Source organism: Methylomusa anaerophila (assembly GCF_003966895.1).
Lineage (GTDB): Bacteria > Bacillota > Negativicutes > Sporomusales > Sporomusaceae > Methylomusa > Methylomusa anaerophila.
On sequence record NZ_AP018449.1, the window covers coordinates 1,722,501 to 1,742,655 of the forward strand.

General features: G+C 48.0%; 14 protein-coding genes and 2 rRNA genes (1 of these 16 running past the window's edge). 13 read left to right on the plus strand and 3 right to left on the minus strand.

What is annotated here, in order from left to right; all coding sequences use genetic code 11:
- From MAMMFC1_RS07490 to MAMMFC1_RS07545, 12 genes are all read left to right on the plus strand, one after another.
- Window positions 1–1,796: ribosomal RNA gene (locus MAMMFC1_RS07490) — 23S ribosomal RNA — on the plus strand; it begins 1,109 nt to the left of the window's first position.
- 165 nt (window positions 1,797–1,961) lie between these two features.
- Window positions 1,962–2,078: ribosomal RNA gene (gene rrf / locus MAMMFC1_RS07495) — 5S ribosomal RNA — on the plus strand.
- Window positions 2,079–2,751: 673 nt separating this feature from the next.
- A complete protein-coding gene (locus MAMMFC1_RS07500; protein ID WP_197723941.1) occupies window positions 2,752–4,050 on the plus strand; it encodes a phenylacetate--CoA ligase family protein in 1,299 nt (432 codons plus the stop codon).
- 21 nt (window positions 4,051–4,071) lie between these two features.
- Window positions 4,072–4,521, plus strand: coding sequence for a hypothetical protein (locus MAMMFC1_RS07505; protein WP_126307818.1), 450 nt, complete (start codon window positions 4,072–4,074; stop codon window positions 4,519–4,521).
- Window positions 4,522–5,241: 720 nt separating this feature from the next.
- Complete coding sequence (gene ilvN, locus MAMMFC1_RS07510; RefSeq protein ID WP_126307820.1) at window positions 5,242–5,766, plus strand: acetolactate synthase small subunit; 525 nt, start codon at window positions 5,242–5,244, stop codon at window positions 5,764–5,766.
- A complete protein-coding gene (gene ilvC, locus MAMMFC1_RS07515) occupies window positions 5,747–6,748 on the plus strand; it encodes a ketol-acid reductoisomerase (protein ID WP_126307822.1) in 1,002 nt (333 codons plus the stop codon). Before ilvN ends, ilvC begins: the two co-directional genes overlap by 20 nt.
- Before the next feature lie 393 nt (window positions 6,749–7,141).
- Window positions 7,142–8,689 (plus strand): 2-isopropylmalate synthase, encoded by a 1,548-nt coding sequence (locus tag MAMMFC1_RS07520; RefSeq protein ID WP_126307824.1) that lies wholly within the window; start codon window positions 7,142–7,144, stop codon window positions 8,687–8,689.
- Window positions 8,690–8,741: 52 nt separating this feature from the next.
- A complete protein-coding gene (gene ilvB, locus MAMMFC1_RS07525; RefSeq protein ID WP_126310506.1) occupies window positions 8,742–10,406 on the plus strand; it encodes a biosynthetic-type acetolactate synthase large subunit in 1,665 nt (554 codons plus the stop codon).
- Between the two features lie 390 nt (window positions 10,407–10,796).
- Window positions 10,797–11,744 (plus strand): ABC transporter ATP-binding protein, encoded by a 948-nt coding sequence (locus MAMMFC1_RS07530; RefSeq protein ID WP_126307826.1) that lies wholly within the window; start codon window positions 10,797–10,799, stop codon window positions 11,742–11,744.
- A gap of 2 nt (window positions 11,745–11,746) precedes the next feature.
- Window positions 11,747–12,499, plus strand: coding sequence for an ABC transporter permease (locus tag MAMMFC1_RS07535; protein ID WP_126307828.1), 753 nt, complete (start codon window positions 11,747–11,749; stop codon window positions 12,497–12,499).
- A 271-nt stretch (window positions 12,500–12,770) separates the two neighbouring features.
- Window positions 12,771–14,075: a DUF445 domain-containing protein gene (locus MAMMFC1_RS07540; protein WP_158618682.1), complete on the plus strand. Its 1,305-nt coding sequence runs from the start codon at window positions 12,771–12,773 to the stop codon at window positions 14,073–14,075.
- Window positions 14,072–15,415 carry a DUF445 domain-containing protein gene (locus tag MAMMFC1_RS07545; RefSeq protein WP_126307832.1) on the plus strand — a complete coding sequence of 448 codons (1,344 nt, stop codon included), beginning with the start codon at window positions 14,072–14,074 and terminating at the stop codon, window positions 15,413–15,415. Before MAMMFC1_RS07540 ends, MAMMFC1_RS07545 begins: the two co-directional genes overlap by 4 nt.
- A gap of 339 nt (window positions 15,416–15,754) precedes the next feature.
- Here the strand turns inward: MAMMFC1_RS07545 and MAMMFC1_RS07550 are convergent, their stop codons facing one another.
- Window positions 15,755–17,140, minus strand: coding sequence for a PhoH family protein (locus MAMMFC1_RS07550; RefSeq protein WP_126307834.1), 1,386 nt, complete (start codon window positions 17,138–17,140; stop codon window positions 15,755–15,757).
- A gap of 374 nt (window positions 17,141–17,514) precedes the next feature.
- Between MAMMFC1_RS07550 and MAMMFC1_RS07555 the strand changes: the two genes are divergently transcribed.
- Window positions 17,515–18,198: an NAD(P)-binding domain-containing protein gene (locus tag MAMMFC1_RS07555; protein ID WP_126307836.1), complete on the plus strand. Its 684-nt coding sequence runs from the start codon at window positions 17,515–17,517 to the stop codon at window positions 18,196–18,198.
- Between the two features lie 84 nt (window positions 18,199–18,282).
- Here the strand turns inward: MAMMFC1_RS07555 and MAMMFC1_RS07560 are convergent, their stop codons facing one another.
- Together MAMMFC1_RS07560 and MAMMFC1_RS07565 are read right to left on the minus strand one after the other, a co-directional pair.
- Complete coding sequence (locus MAMMFC1_RS07560) at window positions 18,283–18,972, minus strand: response regulator transcription factor (RefSeq protein WP_126310507.1); 690 nt, start codon at window positions 18,970–18,972, stop codon at window positions 18,283–18,285.
- Window positions 18,950–20,029 carry a sensor histidine kinase gene (locus tag MAMMFC1_RS07565; RefSeq protein WP_126307838.1) on the minus strand — a complete coding sequence of 360 codons (1,080 nt, stop codon included), beginning with the start codon at window positions 20,027–20,029 and terminating at the stop codon, window positions 18,950–18,952. Before MAMMFC1_RS07565 ends, MAMMFC1_RS07560 begins: the two co-directional genes overlap by 23 nt.
- Between the last annotated feature and the right edge of the window lie 126 nt (window positions 20,030–20,155).

Genomic DNA, 20,155 nt, shown 5'->3' on the forward strand with positions numbered 1-20,155 from the left:
ATAGCTCACTGGTCGAGAGATTGTGCGCCGAAGATGTCCGGGGCTAAAGCACGGAACCGAAGCTATGGCAGACGCAAGTCTGGGTAGGGGAGCGTTCTTATTGGGTAGAAGCAGTACCGGAAGGAACTGTGGACTGATAAGAAGTGAGAATGCCGGTATGAGTAGCGAAAAGGAAGGTGAGAATCCTTCCCACCGAAAGCCTAAGGATTCCTGAGGAAGGATCGTCCGCTCAGGGTAAGTCGGGACCTAAGCCGAGGCGTAGAAGCGTAGGCGATGGACAACTGGTTGACATTCCAGTACCGCCCGGAGTCGATTGAGCAAGGGAGTGACACAGGAGGGAAGTTAAGCGCGAGGATGGAAAGTCGCGTCTAAGCTGGTAGGGAAGAGAGCAGGGAAATCCGCTTTCTTAAAACCTGAGAAGCGATGGGGAGCTGTTAGCAATAACGGCGAACTTAACGGGACCACACTGTCAAGAAAAGCTTCTAGCGAGACAAAGGGAGCCCGTACCGCAAACCGACACAGGTAGGCGGGGAGAGAATCCTAAGGTGCGCGGGAGAACCCTCGTTAAGGAACTCGGCAAAATGTCCCCGTAACTTCGGGAAAAGGGGAGCCTATAGTGTGAATACATGAAACGGTAGGAGCATAAGTAGGTTGCAAAAGAGAGGCCCAAGCGACTGTTTAGCACAAACATAGGTGCCTGCTAAAGCGAAAGCTGACGTATAGGTGCTGACACCTGCCCGGTGCCGGAAGGTTAAGAGGAATGCTCAGCGCAAGCGAAGGTATGAATTGAAGCCCCGGTAAACGGCGGCCGTAACTATAACGGTCCTAAGGTAGCGAAATTCCTTGTCGGGTAAGTTCCGACCCGCACGAAAGGTGTAACGACTTGGGCACTGTCTCAACGAGGGACCCGGTGAAATTGAAATACCTGTGAAGATGCAGGTTACCCGCGACTGGACAGAAAGACCCCATGGAGCTTTACTGCAACCTGACATTGAATTTTGGTAAAGAATGTACAGGATAGGTGGGAGACTAAGAAACATGTACGCCAGTATGTGTAGAGTCGATGTTGGGATACCACCCTTTCTTTACTAGAATTCTAACGGCAAGAGTAACGAACTTCCGGACAGTGTCAGGCGGGCAGTTTGACTGGGGCGGTCGCCTCCGAAAGAGTAACGGAGGCGCCCAAAGGTTCCCTCAGCGCGGTTGGAAATCGCGCGCAGAGTGCAAAGGCAGAAGGGAGCTTGACTGCGAGACAGACAAGTCGAGCAGGGACGAAAGTCGGGCTTAGTGATCCGGTGGTACCGAGTGGAAGGGCCATCGCTCAACGGATAAAAGCTACCCTGGGGATAACAGGCTAATCTCTCCCAAGAGTCCATATCGACGGGGAGGTTTGGCACCTCGATGTCGGCTCATCACATCCTGGGGCTGAAGTAGGTCCCAAGGGTTGGGCTGTTCGCCCATTAAAGTGGTACGTGAGCTGGGTTCAGAACGTCGTGAGACAGTTCGGTCCCTATCCATCGCGGGCGCAAGAGACTTGAAGGGAACTGCTCCTAGTACGAGAGGACCGGAGTGGACTGACCAATGGTGTACCAGTTATCCCGCCCGGGGTACAGCTGGGTAGCTACGTCGGGAAAGGATAAACGCTGAAAGCATCTAAGCGTGAAACCAGCCTTAAGATGAGGTCTCTCATTCGAAAGAAGTAAGGCCCCTTGCAGAAGACAAGGTAGATAGGCCAGGTGTGTAAGTGGAGCAATCCATTGAGCTGACTGGTACTAATAGGCCGAGGGCTTGACTTAAGCAGCGAACCAAATCTTTGCGAGTGATAGCGAGCAAAAAGATTTGTGTGAGTCGCTTAGTTCCGAGCGTTAGCGCGAGGAACATCATTAATCCTAAATGCGAACTTTCTTCTGTGTTGTTTTCAGGGAATAGATCCTTTATGGAATGTTTACCTGAATTAAATATCCGGTGGCGATAGCTAAGGGGATCCACCTGTTCCCATACCGAACACAGTAGTTAAGCCCTTAAACGCCGAAGGTACTTGGTTGGAAACGGCCCGGGAGATTAGGTAGTTGCCGGTTGATAAAGGCACTCACGATATGTGGGTGCTTTTGTTTTTCCTTAAAGATAATTACTAGCCCCCAGGTTAAGCCCTTAAACGCCTGTGGAAGATACTAACGTATCTCTGAATGTCTCCTGCGTGTCGCAGATAAGAGTCTCCAAGTACATGTGCTACACTTGCTGGATTTATCGCGTAAACACGGAGGACTTGGTTGGAAACGGCCCGGGAGATTAGGTAGTTGCCGGTTGATAAAGGCATTCATGAAAGTGGGTGCTTTTGTTTTGCTGTGATCGTTTTCCAGGCTGAGATTGAGCTGAGACCTCAGATGGAATAGGCGCTGCCTTACCTTGCTTTAATGCTCTAAGCGGGGTATATTGATTGAATATTCCAAAATAATTTTTTCACAAATTAATTCTTGACATGAATAGAGGATATTTGCTATATTAAACACATAATACTGTATACAGAGCCGTTCGGCGGCAGAATTTAATGGTCTGTCGTCGGCCGTGCCAAACAGGAAGTGTGTCTAGGGTTCCGGCCAAGTGTGGTGACTGGTCCGAGCGGCACAGGGCTCACGCGAGCCAACACCGTGGGTACAAAACGCCCTAGCGGAAAGTTCCGGACTTTTTAGTACGGAATTTCCCTAGGGTCTTTTGCCTTTTCTTATAGTTGGCCTATGAGGGGGAAATACTTTGTATTGGAATCAACCGGCAGAGACCATGGAAAGGGAACAGCTGCGTTCTTTGCAGGCAGGCAGGCTAAAGGAACTGGTGGACCGGATATACCGGCAGCAGCCTTTTTACCGCTCCAAAATGCAGGAACAAGGTTTGTTACCACAAGACATCAATAGTTTAGAAGATATAGCCAAACTTCCCTTTACTGTTAAACAGGATATGCGGGATAATTATCCTTACGGTCTCTTTGCCGTCGCACCAACCGAGATTATTCGCATTCACGCATCAAGCGGAACTACCGGCCGGCCGACGGTAGTAGGCTACACCAAGCGGGACATTGGTATTTGGTCCGAAGTAATGGCCCGTGCTCTTACCGGTGTGGGCGTCACCAAGCAATCATTCGTACAAATTGCTTACGGCTACGGTCTGTTTACAGGGGGGCTGGGCGTACATTACGGTGCGGAACTTATTGGCGCCTCGGTCATCCCGATCTCTAGCGGCAATACTGCCAGACAAATCATGTTGATGAAAGATTTTGGCACCACCACTATCGCCTGTACTCCCTCATATGCTTTGTACATTGCGGAAACTATGCGGGAAATGGAGATTGATCCGCGCAAGACTTCGCTGAAAGTAGGAGTATTTGGGGCGGAGCCCTGGTCGGAACGTATGCGGGGCGAGATCGAGGAACAGCTGGGTATAAAGGCTGTTGACATCTATGGATTGAGCGAAATCATTGGCCCGGGGGTTGCCTGCGAATGTCTGGCGCAGAATGGACTGCATATTAATGAAGACCACTTTTATCCGGAAATTATCAATCCGGTAACAGGCGATGTACTGCCTGACGGTGAAAAAGGGGAATTGGTGCTGACAACCCTTACCAAAGATGGAATGCCCATGATACGTTACCGTACGCGTGATCTTACCATGCTGGAGCGGGAGGTCTGCTCATGCGGCAGAACGCTTGTCCGCATGAGCAAGGTTCTGGGCCGGAGCGACGATATGCTGATCATCAGAGGGGTAAATGTATTTCCGTCTCAGGTGGAAACTGTTCTCTTAAGTATTGGAGAGACTTCGCCTCATTATCAGCTAATTGTCGACCGCAAGGATAACTTAGATTGTCTGACTGTTCTGGTAGAGGTGACTGACGATTTATTTTCTGATGAAGTAAAAAGATTAGAAGCCTTAGAACATAAAATTAAATCGGAATTAGCCAGCGCTTTAAGTGTCTCTGCTACTGTACGGCTGGTTGGCTCCAAAACTATCGAGCGCAGCGAAGGAAAGGCCAAGCGGGTAATTGATAATCGGAAGCTATAACGAGTATAGGGGGAATCTAAGATGATCATTCAACAGATGTCCGTATTTGTTGAGAATCAGCCTGGTAAGATGGCCGAAGTCCTAGGAACCTTAAAAAGCAATGGCGTAAATATTCGGGCGCTGGCACTTGCTGACACTGCCGATTTTGGTATTCTCAGAATTATTGTAAATGAACCGGAAAGGGTTAGAAATATATTGCGGGAATCCGGTTTTACCGTTCGTTTGACGCCGGTGTTAACCATGATTGTGAGTGATAACCCCGGTGGACTATATGAACTGATTAACCTGTTAAGCAACGCCGGGGTCAGCATTGAATATATGTATGCTTTTGCTGCATATGGTTCGCAGGATGCCAGAGTAGTACTGAAAGTGGATAACTTAGTGCTGGCGGAAAGGCTGATATCCGGTGAAGATAAGCAGGATCCGGCGGTTGTTGAGAGGGATGGTACAGTTCCCGGCTATTATTGGTAGTAGCATTAACAAACTTTAACAAAAAAAGTTCGTGTATTTCACTTGACAAGGAACTAACGTGCTGGCATAATGGATACAAAGTGTTACATGATTGTAAGAAAGCGCATCTAGGGTTCCGCTGATTAACAGGCCTGGTCCGAGCGATGCATGGCACGGCGTGGTGCCCCGTGTTACACCGTGAGTAAAAAAGACTCTGCGGCAAGTTTCTTACTGAATGCTTGTGAGAAATTTTCCCAGAGTTTTCTTATATCTTCAACTTAAATTTGGCGACTGATTAGAAATGTTCAGATGCTAGGCGTGACGAGGATTGCGCAGTGCCGCGTACTGGGTTTGTACGCAAGCAAGCAACCGCAGAAACAACGACGCAGATGGGCGTTTGCGTTTATAAGCAGTCGTATAATGAAACAAGTAATGATTGGGTTAAAGCGCTTCAGCTAAAAGCCGCTTTCAGAGATGCCGGTGGTTGGTGTAAACCGGTGCGGTGCTGACGCCGTTACGTCGCCCATGAACTCTTTTGCTGAAACGTATAGTGCGAGTTGTCATTATACATTAGGTAAAAGCGTTAGCCGGACGTTACCCGGCAGATACCCAAGATGAGTCTTGGGTGTTGCAACGAGTAAAAGTAGGGTGGTACCGCGGAATTGCCGCCCCTACCGGCGGATACGTCTGCCGGTAGGGGCGGTTTTTTATTTTATCCAAAAAGAAAGGGGAGTGGCAACCATGCAAAACATCATTTCCATATTAGTACAAAACCAGCCTGGGGTGCTGGTCAGGGTAGCCGGTATGTTTTCGCGGCGGGGGTTCAATATTGACAGCTTGACTGTGGGCGTCACTCAGGATCCGGAATACTCCAGAATTACGGTGACTGTACGGGGGAATCATACTTTCATGAACCAAATAAAATACCAGCTGGAAAAATTGGTAGAAGTTGCCGCTGTTCAGATTTTGCCAAAAGAAAACTCGGTTGCAAGAGGGATGGCGCTGATCAAAGTAAACGCCGGCGACAAACGGGGGGAATTGTTAAAGCTCTCTGAAGTATTTCGCGCATCTGTCGTGGATATTACCGATACGGCAATAACTTTTGAAATTACCGGTGATGAAAGCAAGATTGAGGCTTTTGCCAACGTGCTTACCCCATATGGTATTCTGGAAACCATTCGCGCGGGCCTGGTGGCACTGGAGCGTGGTGAAAATACAATTTATAAAGTTGAGGAGAGCGACGAATATGAGCAAAATGTATTATGAACAGGACGCTATGTGGGATCTGATTGTAAACAAAACAGTTGCCGTTATTGGCTATGGCAGCCAAGGCCATGCCCATGCGCTGAATCTGACCGACAGTGGCGTAAAAGTCCTTATTGGCTTGCACGAGGGAAGCAAGTCGGCGGCCAAGGCTAAAGCCGACGGACTCCCTGTACTTAAAGTGAGTGAAGCAGCAGCCCAGGCTGACATTACTATGATTCTCATCCCGGATGAAAAACAAGCAAAAGTGTACAAGGAAGAAATTGCTCCCAATTTAAAACCCGGTTCAGCTCTGGCATTTGCCCATGGATTTAATATTCATTTCAATCAGATTACGCCGCCGGCGAATGTGGATGTGTTTATGGTGGCGCCCAAAGGACCGGGGCATTTGGTACGCCGGGTGTTTACCGAAGGTAATGGAGTACCCTGTTTGCTGGCTGTTCATCAGGACTATTCCGGTAAGGCCAGGGATTTGGCCTTAGCCTATGCGAAAGGAATCGGCGGCGCCCGGGCGGGAGTCTTGGTTACCACTTTCAAGGAAGAAACGGAGACCGACCTGTTTGGTGAACAGGCTGTATTGTGCGGTGGCGCTTCCGCACTGGTAAAAGCCGGTTTTGAAACGCTGGTGGAAGCCGGTTATCAGCCGGAAGTGGCATATTTTGAGTGTCTGCATGAATTGAAATTAATCGTTGATCTGATGCATGAAGGCGGCCTGGCGGCCATGCGTTACTCTATCAGTGATACCGCCGAATACGGCGACTATATGACAGGAGCGCGAATTGTCACTGATGAAACCAGAGCAGAGATGAAAAAGGTGCTGGCGGAAATCCAAAATGGCACGTTTGCTAAAAACTGGATCTCCGAGAATCAGGCTAACCGGCCGATGTTCAGCGCCCGCCGCCATCTGGAAGCTGAGCACCAAATAGAGGCGGTAGGCAAAGAATTGCGGGAAATGATGACGTGGCTCAAGAAATTTAAAGCATAAGTAACTATTTGGCTTAAAGTAGGGAACTGCTTATAAACCGTCATCTGCGTCGTTGCTTCTGCGATCCTCACTCCAGCGTACATCCCAGTACGCTTGCGTTCCGGTCCTCGTCGCGCCTAGCATCTAACGATTTCTAAGCAGTTCGAGGCAGTAGATAAATTAACGGATACAAGATTACTTGTTGTTAAAGTGGAAACCGCTTATAAACCGCCAGATGTGGGTCGCTAATCTGTAATTCTCATTACAGCATAGGACAAGTAACGCGCAATTTGGCGATTTCTAGGCAGTTCTAGGCAATGGCAACATGGTCTTTTTTGATACTCGGCCCCTCAAGAACGATTCGATGTGATTGAGGGGCAAAAATATAAATTGGAGAAAGAAGGGGTAATGAATATGGAAACTCGCAGGATCAAGGTGTTTGACACCACCCTCCGTGACGGTGAGCAGACGCCGGGGGTAAGTTTGCAGACAGAAGAGAAGATTGAGATTGCGCTGGCCCTTGCAAAGCTGAACGTAGATGTTATCGAAGCCGGGTTTCCCATTGCCTCGCCAGGAGATTTCGATGCTGTCAGTCAAATCGCCCAGCGGGTTAAGGGTCCCACTATCGCCGGTCTGGCCAGAGCCAATCAAAAAGACATTGAGACCGCCGGTCAGGCGGTAAAACACTCCGATCGTCCACGTATTCACACCTTTATAGCCACCAGCGATATTCATCTGGAACATAAGCTTAAAATGAGTCGCAACGAAGTGCTGGCACGGGCGGAAGAGGCGGTACGCTATGCAAAAAGCCTGGTGCCGGATGTGGAATTTTCGGCCGAGGATGCTTCCCGGTCCGACTGGGACTATCTGTGCCAGGTATATGCCGGCGTCATTGCCGCCGGGGCAAATGTCATTAATGTCCCTGATACAGTAGGCTACACCACACCGGACGAATTCGGCAGGCTGATTCTCTATATCAGACAGCATGTGCCGAACATTGACCAGGCCGTAATCAGCGTACATTGTCATGACGACTTGGGAATGGCGGTAGCCAATTCTCTGGCCGCAATTAAAAATGGAGCGGAACAAGTGGAATGCACAATCAACGGTTTGGGTGAACGGGCCGGCAACGCTTCGCTGGAAGAACTGGTTATGGCTCTTAATACCCGCAAGGAGTACTATCAGGCCGGTACGGATATTGATACCCGGCAAATTTACCGGACGTCCCGGCTGGTCAGCACTCTCACCGGAATTGTCGTTCCTCCCAACAAAGCTGTAGTGGGAGATAACGCCTTCGCTCATGAGTCCGGTATCCACCAGCACGGAATGCTGAATAATTCTCTCACCTATGAAATTATGCGTCCCGAGACTATCGGCATTAGCCGGAATGCCCTGGTTTTAGGCAAGCATTCCGGCCGGCATGCCTTTGAAGAAAGGCTGCGCCATTTAGGCTATGAACTAGGTCCGGAAAGGATTAATTCCCTGTTTGTTAAGTTTAAAGATTTGGCCGACAGGAAGAAAATGGTTTTCGACCGGGATATCGAAGCCTTGGTTGCGGAAAAGACGATTGAAAAACCGGAATGGTTTCAACTTATATATCATCATGTGGCAAGCGGCAATCAGACCGTCGCCACCTCGTCGGTGCGGCTTCAGTCAAACCATGGCATATCTGAGGCGGCAAGCTGCGGTGGCGGCCCTATTGACGCCACTTTTAAAGCAGTTGAACAGGCAGTGGGATTTGCCGTTGATTTAAAGGATTACCAGATCAAGGCGGTTACCGCCGGGGAAGATGCCTTAGGGGAAGCCACCGTGTGGATTGAACGGGACGGAAAAATCTTCACCGGCCGGGGACTCAGCACCGATGTCATAGAAGCAAGCGCTAAGGCTTACCTGAATGCGATCAACAGAATGCTGGCTGTCTGTGGTCATCCGGAAGTAGCCAAGGCGGCGGGAGGTAACTAAGTATGGTTCGCAGTATGACAATGACGCGGATTGAGGTGACGATCAAATGCTGATGACGGGCGCCCAGGCTATTGTGGAATGCTTGCACAAGCAGGGAGTTAATACCGTTTTTGGTTACCCGGGCGGAACCATATTGCCGCTCTACGATGCATTGTACGAAGCGCCGGTCAAACATGTCCTCACTACCCACGAGCAAGGCGCCGCCCACGCCGCCGACGGTTATGCCAGGGCCAGCGGCAAAGTAGGTGTATGTATAGCCACTGCCGGGCCCGGAGCCACCAATCTGGTTACCGGGCTGGCCAATGCTTTTATGGACTCGGTTCCGGTTGTGGCCATTACCGGACAGGTACCGACCGGCCTAATCGGACGGGATGCCTTCCAGGAAGTTGACATTACCGGTATTACCATGGCGGTAACAAAACACAATTTTCTGGTAAAAGATATAAAAAAATTACCGTCAATTATTGAACAGGCATTCGCTATTGCCTCCTCCGGACGGATGGGTCCGGTACTGGTAGATGTGCCGCGGGATATACAGGCGGCCCAATTTGATTTTTCCCATAGTATGGATAAAATTTCTTTTAAGGATTGCCATAGGCGCCACTACCCGGATAATAATGGCGCAGTTCAGCAAGCGGCGGCGGCCGTTAATGCGGCTATTCGCCCGGTGATTTTAGTAGGAGGCGGGGTCATAGCGGCCGGAGCCAGCCAGGGTGTAATCGAGCTGGCTGAGCAGGGCGACATTCCGGTGGTCAGTACCCTGATGGGAATCGGCGGTTTTCCCGCATCTCACAGCAACTACCTTGGCATGACCGGCCTCCATGGTCTTCGTTTGGCCAACCGGGCAGTACAGGAAGCGGATGTTCTAATTGTTATCGGCAGCCGGTTCAGTGACCGGGTAACCGGCGACAGGAGCCGTTATTCCCAAGGTAAGGCTATTATTCATATTGATATTGACCCGGCTGAAATTCAGAAAAATGTGGCTGCCCATTTAGGCTTGGTTGGCGATATGGTAAGCTTGCTTGCTGTCTTGAACCGGTACGTTGAAAAGCAGTCTAGAACCCAGTGGCGGCAAACCATTAATTCCTGGCAGGAGGAGCAGGCGGTATCCGTCTGCGCGGGAAGTCTTTCAGCGCCATGGGTTATGGAGGAACTAAACCGGCTGACTGCTAGTCAGGACACCATCTTTGTGACCGATGTGGGTCAGCACCAGATGTGGGCCGCCCAATACCTTAAAGTGGAACGTCCCCGCAACTTTTTATCTTCGGGCGGTCTCGGGGCCATGGGTTTCGGACTGCCGGCGGCAGTGGGCGCACAATTGGCTGCCCCGGAAAAACGGGTGGTACATATAGCCGGGGACGGCGGTTTTAAAATGACTGGCTGTGAACTTTACACTGTTGCTGTTCAGAAACTGCCGGTTATATCCTTAATTATCAATAACAGCGGCTTAGGCATGATCAGGCAGCAACAGAAGGCTTTCTACAATAGCCGCTTTTCCGCCGCCGTCCTTCCAGCCGCCGTAGATTTTACTTTATTTGCCAATTCCTTTGGGATTCAAGCGTATTCCACCAGCAGCAAAGACGAATTTACCCAAGCGTTTGCGACTGTGTGGGCACAAAACAAACCGGCGGTGATCGTAGTCAACATATCCTGTGACGACATGGTTTCGCCGATGCTGCTGCCCGGTGGCGCGTTGGATGAATATATCGATATATAAAATTGGAATTTGGTTGCTTAAAGCGGGGAACTGCTTATAAACCGTCATGCTGCGTCGCCGCACTATCTGCGTTGCTGTCATCTGCGATAAGTTAACTTGCGTTGATAACACTAACGAAATCAGAATCGTGCTCCTGCGGTCTGACTATGATAGTAGAACCGTAACTAGTAAACTTCATTGCAATAAGTTTTTTTCATATGCAACGGTATCTAACGATTTCTACGCAGTTCGGGGCATTTGGCAAACTGAGTAATACTAAAATTAAATTAATATGGAAAAACTTTCAGGGACAGTGATATGATAGAGGTATCACTGTCCCAAAAGTTTTAAATGCAAAGAATAAGCGGTTCGAATGCATTTCTTCTCTAACGTTCGGTTTTTTTTGAAGGGGTGAATAATAAGTTGAGTGATCTTACTCCTATCATCCGGGCTGAGAATCTGGGAAAAACTTATGGTGATTTCCAGGCGCTCAAAGGGGTTTCTTTTGCCATTTATCCGGGGGAATGTTTTGGATTTATCGGACATAACGGTGCGGGTAAAACGACGACCATGCGGATGATTTACGGCATGTCCAAAGTACAAGAAGGCAGTCTGGAATTGTTTGGCGAACGAATAAGTCTGACTCCTCCCGCTCTAAAGGCACGGCTGGGCGTTGTGCCGCAGGAGGATAATCTTGATCCTGACCTGTCGGTCATTGAGAATCTGGCAATCTATGGCGGCATCTACGGTTTAAAACAATCCGAGGCCAAAGCAAGGGGATATGAGCTGCTGCGTTTTATGGGCCTGGAAGACAAAGAAAATCATAATGTTGAAAAGCTGTCCGGCGGGCTCAAACGAAGGCTGGTTATCGCCCGGGCCCTGATCAACCGTCCGGAAGTTGTCATTCTGGACGAACCAACCACCGGTCTTGATCCCCAGGCCAGGCATCTGGTATGGCAGAAGCTTCGCGGCCTGAAAGTAGAGGGGGTAACGCTGCTGTTGACGACTCATTATATGGAGGAGGCGGCTCAACTCTGTGATCGGCTGGTAATTATGCATAAAGGCATTATTCTCGATGAAGGCAGTCCGCAGGAATTGGTTTCCCGCTGCGTTCTTCCTTTTGTAATTGAAGTCCGGTTGCCCATGTCGCGTATACCGGCCGGCATAAACGAAAAGGTTAGGCAAGCCGGCGGCGAAGTTATTCAGGTAGCGGAAGGACTGTTTTTATATTTCAGGGATGGACAAACCATATGGGATCAGCTTGCGGCATGGGGACTTCCCCCGCATAGCTGTTTTATGCGGCCGGCAAACTTGGAAGACGTATTTTTAAAATTAACCGACCGGGGAGGAGCGATGTAGATATGTTCGCGGCACTTCGAATTTTACGGCGCCATTTGGCAGTATTCCGCCGCATCTGGTGGACCAATGTCATGTTTAATTTTATTGAACCATTCCTATATCTTACTTCATTGGGGTACGGCCTGGGATCTTTTGTCCAGCAGATGGAAGGGGTGAGCTACATCCAGTACATCGCTCCCGGCATGGTAGCGTCTTCCGCCATGTTCGCCGCTACCTTTGAATGCACCTATGGAAGCTTTATCCGGCTTCACTACCAGAAAACCTTTCAGGCTATGCTGGCAGGACCGGTGACAGTACGGGACATTGTCATCGGTGAACTGGCCTATGGCACTTTTAGAAGCATAGTGTTCGGCATAGTCATATTGGTTGTAATTACCCTGTTGACTAACGTACAATCCTTCTGGGCTTTATTGATTCCCGTATTCTTAGTGGTTCCGGGCGTTGTCTTTTCCATCCTGGCGATGTGCTATACCGGTCTTACTCCCAACATCGACAACTTTAATTATTACATCACCTTGTTCATCACACCCAGCCATCTGTTTTCCGGGATTTTTTTCCCTATCAGCGCCATGCCGTCCTGGGTAGGGACGCTTGTCTGGTTTAATCCGATCTATCACAGTGTTGAGGTTTGCCGGGCCCTGGCTTTGGGTCAGCCGGATGCGGGACTATGGCTGCATGTGGGAATTCTGGCTGCCGCCGCCCTCATTTTGCTGCCTTTGCCGATACGGCTAATGGAAAAAAGATTAATTACCTGATAAAAAAAGCTGCCAATTTGATTGGCAGCTAAGCAGAGAGTGTGGGGGACGGACCCTTGGGCGGGGGAAAAGACTAGCGATAGGAAAGGCGTTTGGAAGTTTTGAGCTCCTTCCTTTCACTCCTATTTGCTGTTATTGTAGCGCACATTTTGCAGGAAATCAAAACGCCGGTAAGGCGGATTACCAGTCTGGCGTAAGGATATAGAGGAATACTAACATTTAAATTATGTAATCTTTGTATTGGACAAAATTGATGGGGTATTTCATTTGGTTGGGAAACAATATACTCGGTGGTGATGGTGTTTTCATGAACGAATGCAGCAATAAACGGGCAGCCATGGTTACGTTGGCTGCTGTTACTCTTGGCCTTTTGGTGAGCTATCCATTCAAAGAAACATTTATCGGCGGCGTTGTCGTCAGTGGCTGCAGTGCGGCGATGATTGGCGGCATTGCTGATTGGTTTGCCGTTACCGCTTTGTTCCGCCGTCCGCTGGGAATACCCTTTCGTACGGCTTTGATTCCCAACAACCGGGAACGAATTTTTGAAGCCATTGTTACAATGGTGGAGAAAGAACTGTTGTCAATGGATAATATCAAATTAACTTTAAAGCAAATCAGTTTGACAGAACTTGCACTGCACTATGGAAATGCTGTTGAAGCCAGGGAGCGTCTACAATTAATTCTCGGACATGTGATTGAAGATTTTCTCTTCGCTATTCGCGTGGATGAAGTACATAAAACATTGCTTCATTTTTTAAAGGACAATGCCGACGAAATTAAAGTGGCTCCTCTGGTTGGGCAGGCTGTGGAATGGTCTGTGCGTGAGGGGTTTGCCGATAGTTTTCTCGATCTTTTGGTAAGGGAATTTGAGCAGATGGCACGGCAGGAAGAGACCGTTCAATTGATTGCCAAAATCTACCGGCGAGCAATGGCGGCTTACTCTTCCCGGCAGAACCAGCGGAAAGTGGCAAGCTGGATACTTGAAAACCTTTTACATGTTGCCCCCGAGACGGTAGCGGCGGTTATCCAGGGAAAATTACTTGCCTATTTGGATCAACTTCACGATCCTGAGCAGTGTGAACGGCGCAAAATGAAGGTGTGGCTGCTGAAATTAGCTAAAGATTTAAAAACCGATTCCGAGTTTCAGCGGCAGGCCGAAAAGTTAAAAAAGAAGATATTATTCCAGCCAGAGCTGGAAAATTACCTGACCGCCTTATTTTGTGAAATGCGCACTGTACTGCTCGAAAATTCGGCCAATATGCGCAGCTGGACAAACAAGATCATGGAACAGTTTGGACAGTTTTGGTCCGGGGTTGCCTGTGATTCAAGCCAGCGGGAAGAAATTGACAATATGCTAAACAGCGGCCTAAGTAAATGGATTGACGCTCATCATACGGAAATCGGCAGCATGGTCGCGGGATATTTGCGAAGATGGAGCAGTGATGAACTGGTATGCTACATTGAAACAAGAGTGGGTAATGACCTGCAAATGATCCGTATCAGCGGGTCAGTGGTAGGCGGTGTTGCCGGGATGCTTCTGTTTTTGCTTACATCCTGGCTGGGGGTGGCGCGATGAACAAGCAGAAAGCCAACATCATTCTTGCCCTCGCTTTCCTAGTGTTTAGTCTGGCTGTGGCCGTTAAGTATTATTATCCGGCCGGCTTTTGGGCCAGGCTGCTATTAACCGTAGCGGAAGCAAGTCTGGTTGGCGGTATTGCCGATTGGTTTGCAGTGACGGCATTATTTCGTAAACCTTTGGGCTTTCCGTATCACACCGCCCTCATTCCGCGTAACCGGCAGCGAATTATAGCGGCGTTGGCTAACGCTGTGGAGCGGGACTTTTTGAGCAAGGAATCCATAAAAGCGCGGTTAGAGAAAGCAAGAGTGATGGAATGGATTATCAAGCAGGCTGACAGCAGAAGGACCGGCGTACGCCTTCGCCGGTTCATCTCTCAGATCGTTGAGGAGGCAATTGCTACCATCAATCCGGCGGTTGTCGGCAAATATTTGAATCAGGCGATAAAAAACGCTCTAAAATCGCAGCCAATCGCTACTTATGCGGCTGCCGGCGCCCGTTGGGCACAGGGGGAAGACAAAGACAGATTGTTGTATGAAGCCATTTTGGATGAATTGATTGAGTTGGTACGGGATTCTAAAACACGGGAAGCTATCTTTTTCTATCTTGAAGGAATTAAACAGAAGGAAGCAAACAAAACGTGGCTCGCCAGCGTATTAACCGGGGTGATGGAACAAACGGACAGTTTGAATCTGGTAGATGCCGCCATTGCTCTGCAGAATGAGATAATCATAGCATTAGCGGAAATGAGAGTGGAGCAGAATCACCCGATTTGGCTTTGGTTTCGTGAAGAATTGACCGTTGTGGTGGAAAATCTGGAAACAAACGAAAATTGGATTGCGGCAACTGACTTATGGAAGGACGGCGTTTTAAACCGTATTGATCTCTCCGAGCCTTTGGCGGCGGCAGCTGCCAGCGCCCTTCATTCGCTAGGCGGCAGTCAAACCGCGGCGCCGGCAGGTTCAGTCAGCCGGGGTGACTCGCGGCAGTTCATAGTTGATTCAATCATGACTGAAATAGAAAAGTACTGGGAAAAGTTTAAAAACAACCGGAAAATGATGAACCAGGTAGAAACCTACATCCGGGAACTGATTCTACAGATCGTGGATAACGAGCATCATTTAATTGGTGAAGCTGTGCAAACGGCGCTAAACAGGCTGACGGATGAGGACTTAAACTACTTTATTGAAGATAAAGCCGGCGATGATTTGCAATGGATACGCATCAATGGCGTGGTAGTCGGCGCTGTAGTCGGGCTATTTCTCACCCTATTTTTGCATTTTATTTATGATCCGTACTTAGTGCCAACAATACGTCAATTGGTTGAGATTCGCCTATAAGTGGGGAACTGCTTATAAGCCGCCATCTGCGTCGTTGCTCCTGTGGTCCTCACTACAGCGTACAACCAGTACGCTTCCGTTCCGGTCCTCGTCGCGCCTAGCATCTGACGACTTCTAAGCAGTTCGTGGCTTTTGATAGGTTGGCCAATTATAAGGAAGAGGTTGACGTAAAAGCAATATGGCAACACACATCTGCAGAAGCGGAAGCAAAAAATAAAAGCGCAAGACATTGCACTTGAAGTGGTGCAAGCTTGCGCTTTTCATATCGATACATTTCCCTAACGGATAGTTATTTTTTTCGAACATATTTAGTGTTGGGAGAGCCTTTTTAAATATAAGTTACAGCCGTAAGGACGCTTCGGCAGCCAGGGGTGACCGTTCGCACTCGTCATGGTTCAGGGTGACCTGGAAGCAGAGCTTGCTGCCCTTCATTTTTTCGGATGCATAAACTAATCCGTTGGTACGGCTGTCTAAAAAAGGATGGTCAATTTGTTCCGGGTCGCCAAGGAGTATGATTTTGGTACCTAGGCCAGGCCGGGTAATTACACCTTTTGCCTGGCGAGGAGTGGAATTTTGCATTTCGTCGAGAATAATCCAGTATTTTTGCAGTGAGCGGCCCCGCTGATAGGCCAGAGCTTCCGTCTGGACGATATGTCTATCAAATAGCATTTGTACGGTATCTTCGGCCTGTTCAATTTCCTTCGGCTCAGTCATGTTATGACCCGACATAAGGGTGAACAGGTTGTCGCGGATGGCGCGCATGTAGGGGTCAATTTTATCCTGCTCGGAACCCGGCAGATAACCTAAATCCTCATCCATCGGTACATTGGGTCGGCAAATCAGGAGGTGATGATAGGCCCGGGGCCTGCAGTCCAGGTGGTTGTACAGGCCGACGGCCAGAGAGTAAAAAGTCTTGGCAGTGCCGGCCGGACCCTTAATAATGACAAGCGGCGCTTCTTCCGCACTGAGCATGAGGCATTCTTGCATGAATACCTGCCCGACATTGCGCGGTGAAACGCCGAAAGGGTTACGGTTCCGATATCTAAGATGCACAATTTTATTCCCGTCAAAACGGCCAAGAGCGGTATGTCGGTTGTTATCAGTGGAACGAATGAGAAAAAATTGGTTGGTAATCAGTTCAATCGGAACCAGGTTATGAGTACCTTCATCAAAAAAGCTGAGCGCTGCCGGGTCAATGTAATTGCTGTCATCAGCATGGAAGGAGTTGATGATATGGGAGGAGGTATAGACAACGGCTCGACCGGTATATTGCTCTTCCACACTTGCGACTTTTTCGTTGCGGAAATCCTCTGCTTGGATGCTGAGGATGGCGGCTTTTACTCGCATATTGGTATCCCGGCTTACTAAAATAGTGTGCAAATTGTCTTCGGATAAACCTTTGCAGACCTGCAAAATCCTGTTGTCGGCCTTGGTGCGGTCCCAGTATGGCGGCATTTCGGTGTCAAGGTGATTAGACTCGATACGTAAAAGCCCGCCCTGATCATTGAGAGACACGCCGGTCAAGAGATTGCCTTTCAGCCGCATAGCGTCAATCATCCGGCTGACAAGACGGCTGTTGGCGCCGCGCTCACTGGTTTCGGACTTAAACCTGTCAAGTTCTTCCAAAACCACTTCGGGAATGATTACCGTGTGTTCGTTGAAAGCATTAATAGCGTAGGGAGAGTGTAATAGAACATTCGTGTCAAGCACATAATACTTTATCAACGCAATCCCCCTTTTTTTGATCTGACTTAACCTTAACATTGCAACAATTTAGCCTGGAATAATCCATCCTATAATCCATTTTACTAGAATGATATCACCAATATGTTAGCATTTTATTAAGTCCGCCTTAAAATGCTAAACTGGGCTGTTAGCTCACCACCTCACCAGATAATGCATATAGTACAGGGTAAAAAATCGAAACACAGTTGCCGTGAAAAAGGGTAGTCCTTAGCCTTTGCCAACAGAAATTTGACGCAAGCTATATATTTATTATACTGCTTATAGGCCTATTTGGCTATATCACGAAATTCAATCGAATTTCAGGAGAATTTCAGTCAATTTTAGTCAATCTTAGTCATGGTGGTGAACAAAAAATGAAATTTGGACTTATTGGCGTTGGCCGTATGGGGAAGGTTTTGGCTAGCAGGCTGTCTGCCCATGCGGATGTACTGATTTACGACCGGGATGGAGTTAAGCTGAATGAGGTAGCAGATGAATTAGGCCTTATGGCGGCAAATGATCTTGCGGAGATCGCATCGCTGGGAACAGTCGTCCTGGTTGTGCCTGATAGAGAGGTGATCAGCTGCATCAAGGATTTTAATTTGCTCAAAAGACCGCTTCATGTTATTAACGTTGCCACCAATGTAGCTCAACACGTTCTGGAAGAAACTGCAGCAAAGCATGTCCGTTGCATTGGGGTAAAATTTGTGGCCCATGCCCGCGAAATGGCTTTGGGCTCAGAGCCGGTAATTATTGTTAATGAATGGCCGGTGGAATTAACCATGCTGGCTGCGGAAATCTTTGCTCCGGTTGGAAAAATTATTATCGGGCAGGCTGATCAGGTGAGTCTCATTAATACCAAAGCAGTAGAGATGGCGTTGACGGCTGCCGTTGAGATTGAAGAAGCTCTAACCAAAGAGCACTATTATGATCCGGATATTATAAAAAGCGCTATCCGGCAAGTGGCGGCAGGCGCTTTAAAAGGATACGCCGACGGAGATCTGGGACCTTTTGCCCGGGAAATTGTTCAAGCGATACGGGCAAAAATGAAAAGATAAAACTCGTTTAGCTTTTCATTTTTGGAACCTGATAACAGACAAGGAAGAGGCATGACTCTCTTTAACGGGAAGTCATGCTTCTTATTATAACGGATTAAATCTATAGCCTGTTCCCCACAATGTTTCGATATACTCCGGGTTCGACGGGTCTTTTTCAATCTTTTTACGTATTTTTTGGATATGCACGGCTACGGTTGCCGTATCTCCATAGGACTCATCGCCCCATATGCAATCAAAAATATATTCCTTGGTAAAAACGATGTTTGGATGCGAAGCCAAGAATACTAAAAGTTCATACTCCTTTGTTGTCAGTTGAACCTCTCTTCCGTTCACAAAAACCTTGTGCGATGCCGGATTGATTTCCAGCCCTTTATGCTGTATCACTTGGGAAGCTGCTGTGTGTCCTTTAAGGCGTTCGTATCTCTTTATATGAGATTTGACCCTGGCTACCAGCTCGGCTGGGCTAAAAGGTTTCACTAAATAATCGTCGGCGCCAAAATCCAAGCCTCTGATTTTATCAATATCCTCGCCTTTGGCTGAAACAACAATGATTGGCACTTCCAGTGCTTTTCTGGTCTCTTTAATAATTTCATAGCCATCTTTGTGGGGCAGCATCAAATCCACAACAATCACATCATACATGCCGGAGACAGCCTTTTTCAGTCCCTGCAGTCCATCCGGAACGATCTCCGCCTTATACCCGTTTAATTGCAGAAAGTCGCGCTCCAGTTCAGCGATATCCAGATCATCCTCAATAATCAAGACGCGTTTCATCATAAACCTCGCTTTGGGTATTTTGCAGAATCGGCAACATGATTGTAAAGCAAGTGCCTTCATCAGCAATGCTGGTAGCAGTAATTTTTCCTCCATGGGCTTCCACCAGTTCCTTGGCTATGGCCAGTCCCAGGCCGGTGCTCATGAAGTCTTTTGTGCGCTCGGGGTCAATGCGGAAAAAACGGTCAAAAATAAAGGGCAGTTTATCTGCGGGGATTCCAGGTCCGTTGTCTCGGACATCAATGCAGACAAAGTCATTACGGTGGTACATTTTAATCTCTATGGACAAATTATTATCCGGTCCGTGTTTGACTGCATTATTAATAATATTATTAAGGGCCTGATGGAATCTTTTTCCATCTATGCCGACACAACCATCCTGCTCCAATTCATCGAGATATTGAAACCTGATTTTTCGTTCTTCAAGATCGAACTTGTATTCTTCCATTAGATCATTCATGAAATCCCGGATTGACACCGTTTCAAAGTGAAAATCTAATTTTTGCAGGTCCAACTTCGAAAATAAGAAGAGGTCGTCAATGAGTTTATTGATATAGACCGTGTTATGGTAAATTGTTTTTAAATATTTATTTTTGGTTTCGGCATGTTCGACCGGTCCGTCCAATAGTGCCTCAATATAACCTTGAATTGCCGTGATTGGTGTTTTCAAATCGTGGGAGATATTTGCAATTAATGTTTTTCTATTTTCCTCGTATTCGGCTTTTATTTTCTCGCTTTCATACAGTTTTTGGGCCATTTCGTTGAAAGAAGCGATCAACAAACCAATATCGTTTGGCTTGTCATACTCTATTTTTATATTATAATTGCCTTTGGAAATTTCATCCACACCTTGCCTGAGTTTTTCAATTGGTGTAAATATTCGTTTTTCTAAACGCCAAAGGAAGATAAAATGAATGACTTCCTTGATACCGATCAAAACTGCGAAAAAGATGCCGACGCCTTTGATGCCAACCCAGCTAAACAATAAGTAGAGGATGATTATGTTGAACAATACAGCAGCCGGGCGAATATAACGAAAATATCTGTGATATCTCATGAATTCCTTATGATGATGTCGCAAAAGGGTTGCATGAACTTTTCGCCGGTTTTGTTTATCCGGCCAGGAGTGGATGTGATGGTTGTCGCGTATAATCAGGATCACCTCCCTTTTATTACTAAAATA

What these genes read in the sequence shown, in the direction of transcription:
- MAMMFC1_RS07505 (WP_126307818.1), top strand. Translation starts at nt 4,072, where the DNA reads ATGATCATTCAACAGATGTCCGTATTTGTTGAGAATCAGCCTGGTAAG.
- ilvN (WP_126307820.1), top strand. Translation starts at nt 5,242, where the DNA reads ATGCAAAACATCATTTCCATATTAGTACAAAACCAGCCTGGGGTGCTG.
- ilvC (WP_126307822.1), top strand. Translation starts at nt 5,747, where the DNA reads ATGAGCAAAATGTATTATGAACAGGACGCTATGTGGGATCTGATTGTA.
- MAMMFC1_RS07520 (WP_126307824.1), top strand. Translation starts at nt 7,142, where the DNA reads ATGGAAACTCGCAGGATCAAGGTGTTTGACACCACCCTCCGTGACGGT.
- ilvB (WP_126310506.1), top strand. Translation starts at nt 8,742, where the DNA reads ATGACGGGCGCCCAGGCTATTGTGGAATGCTTGCACAAGCAGGGAGTT.
- MAMMFC1_RS07535 (WP_126307828.1), top strand. Translation starts at nt 11,747, where the DNA reads ATGTTCGCGGCACTTCGAATTTTACGGCGCCATTTGGCAGTATTCCGC.
- MAMMFC1_RS07545 (WP_126307832.1), top strand. Translation starts at nt 14,072, where the DNA reads ATGAACAAGCAGAAAGCCAACATCATTCTTGCCCTCGCTTTCCTAGTG.
- MAMMFC1_RS07555 (WP_126307836.1), top strand. Translation starts at nt 17,515, where the DNA reads ATGAAATTTGGACTTATTGGCGTTGGCCGTATGGGGAAGGTTTTGGCT.
- MAMMFC1_RS07560 (WP_126310507.1), bottom strand. Translation starts at nt 18,972, where the DNA reads ATGAAACGCGTCTTGATTATTGAGGATGATCTGGATATCGCTGAACTG.
- MAMMFC1_RS07565 (WP_126307838.1), bottom strand. Translation starts at nt 20,029, where the DNA reads ATGAGATATCACAGATATTTTCGTTATATTCGCCCGGCTGCTGTATTG.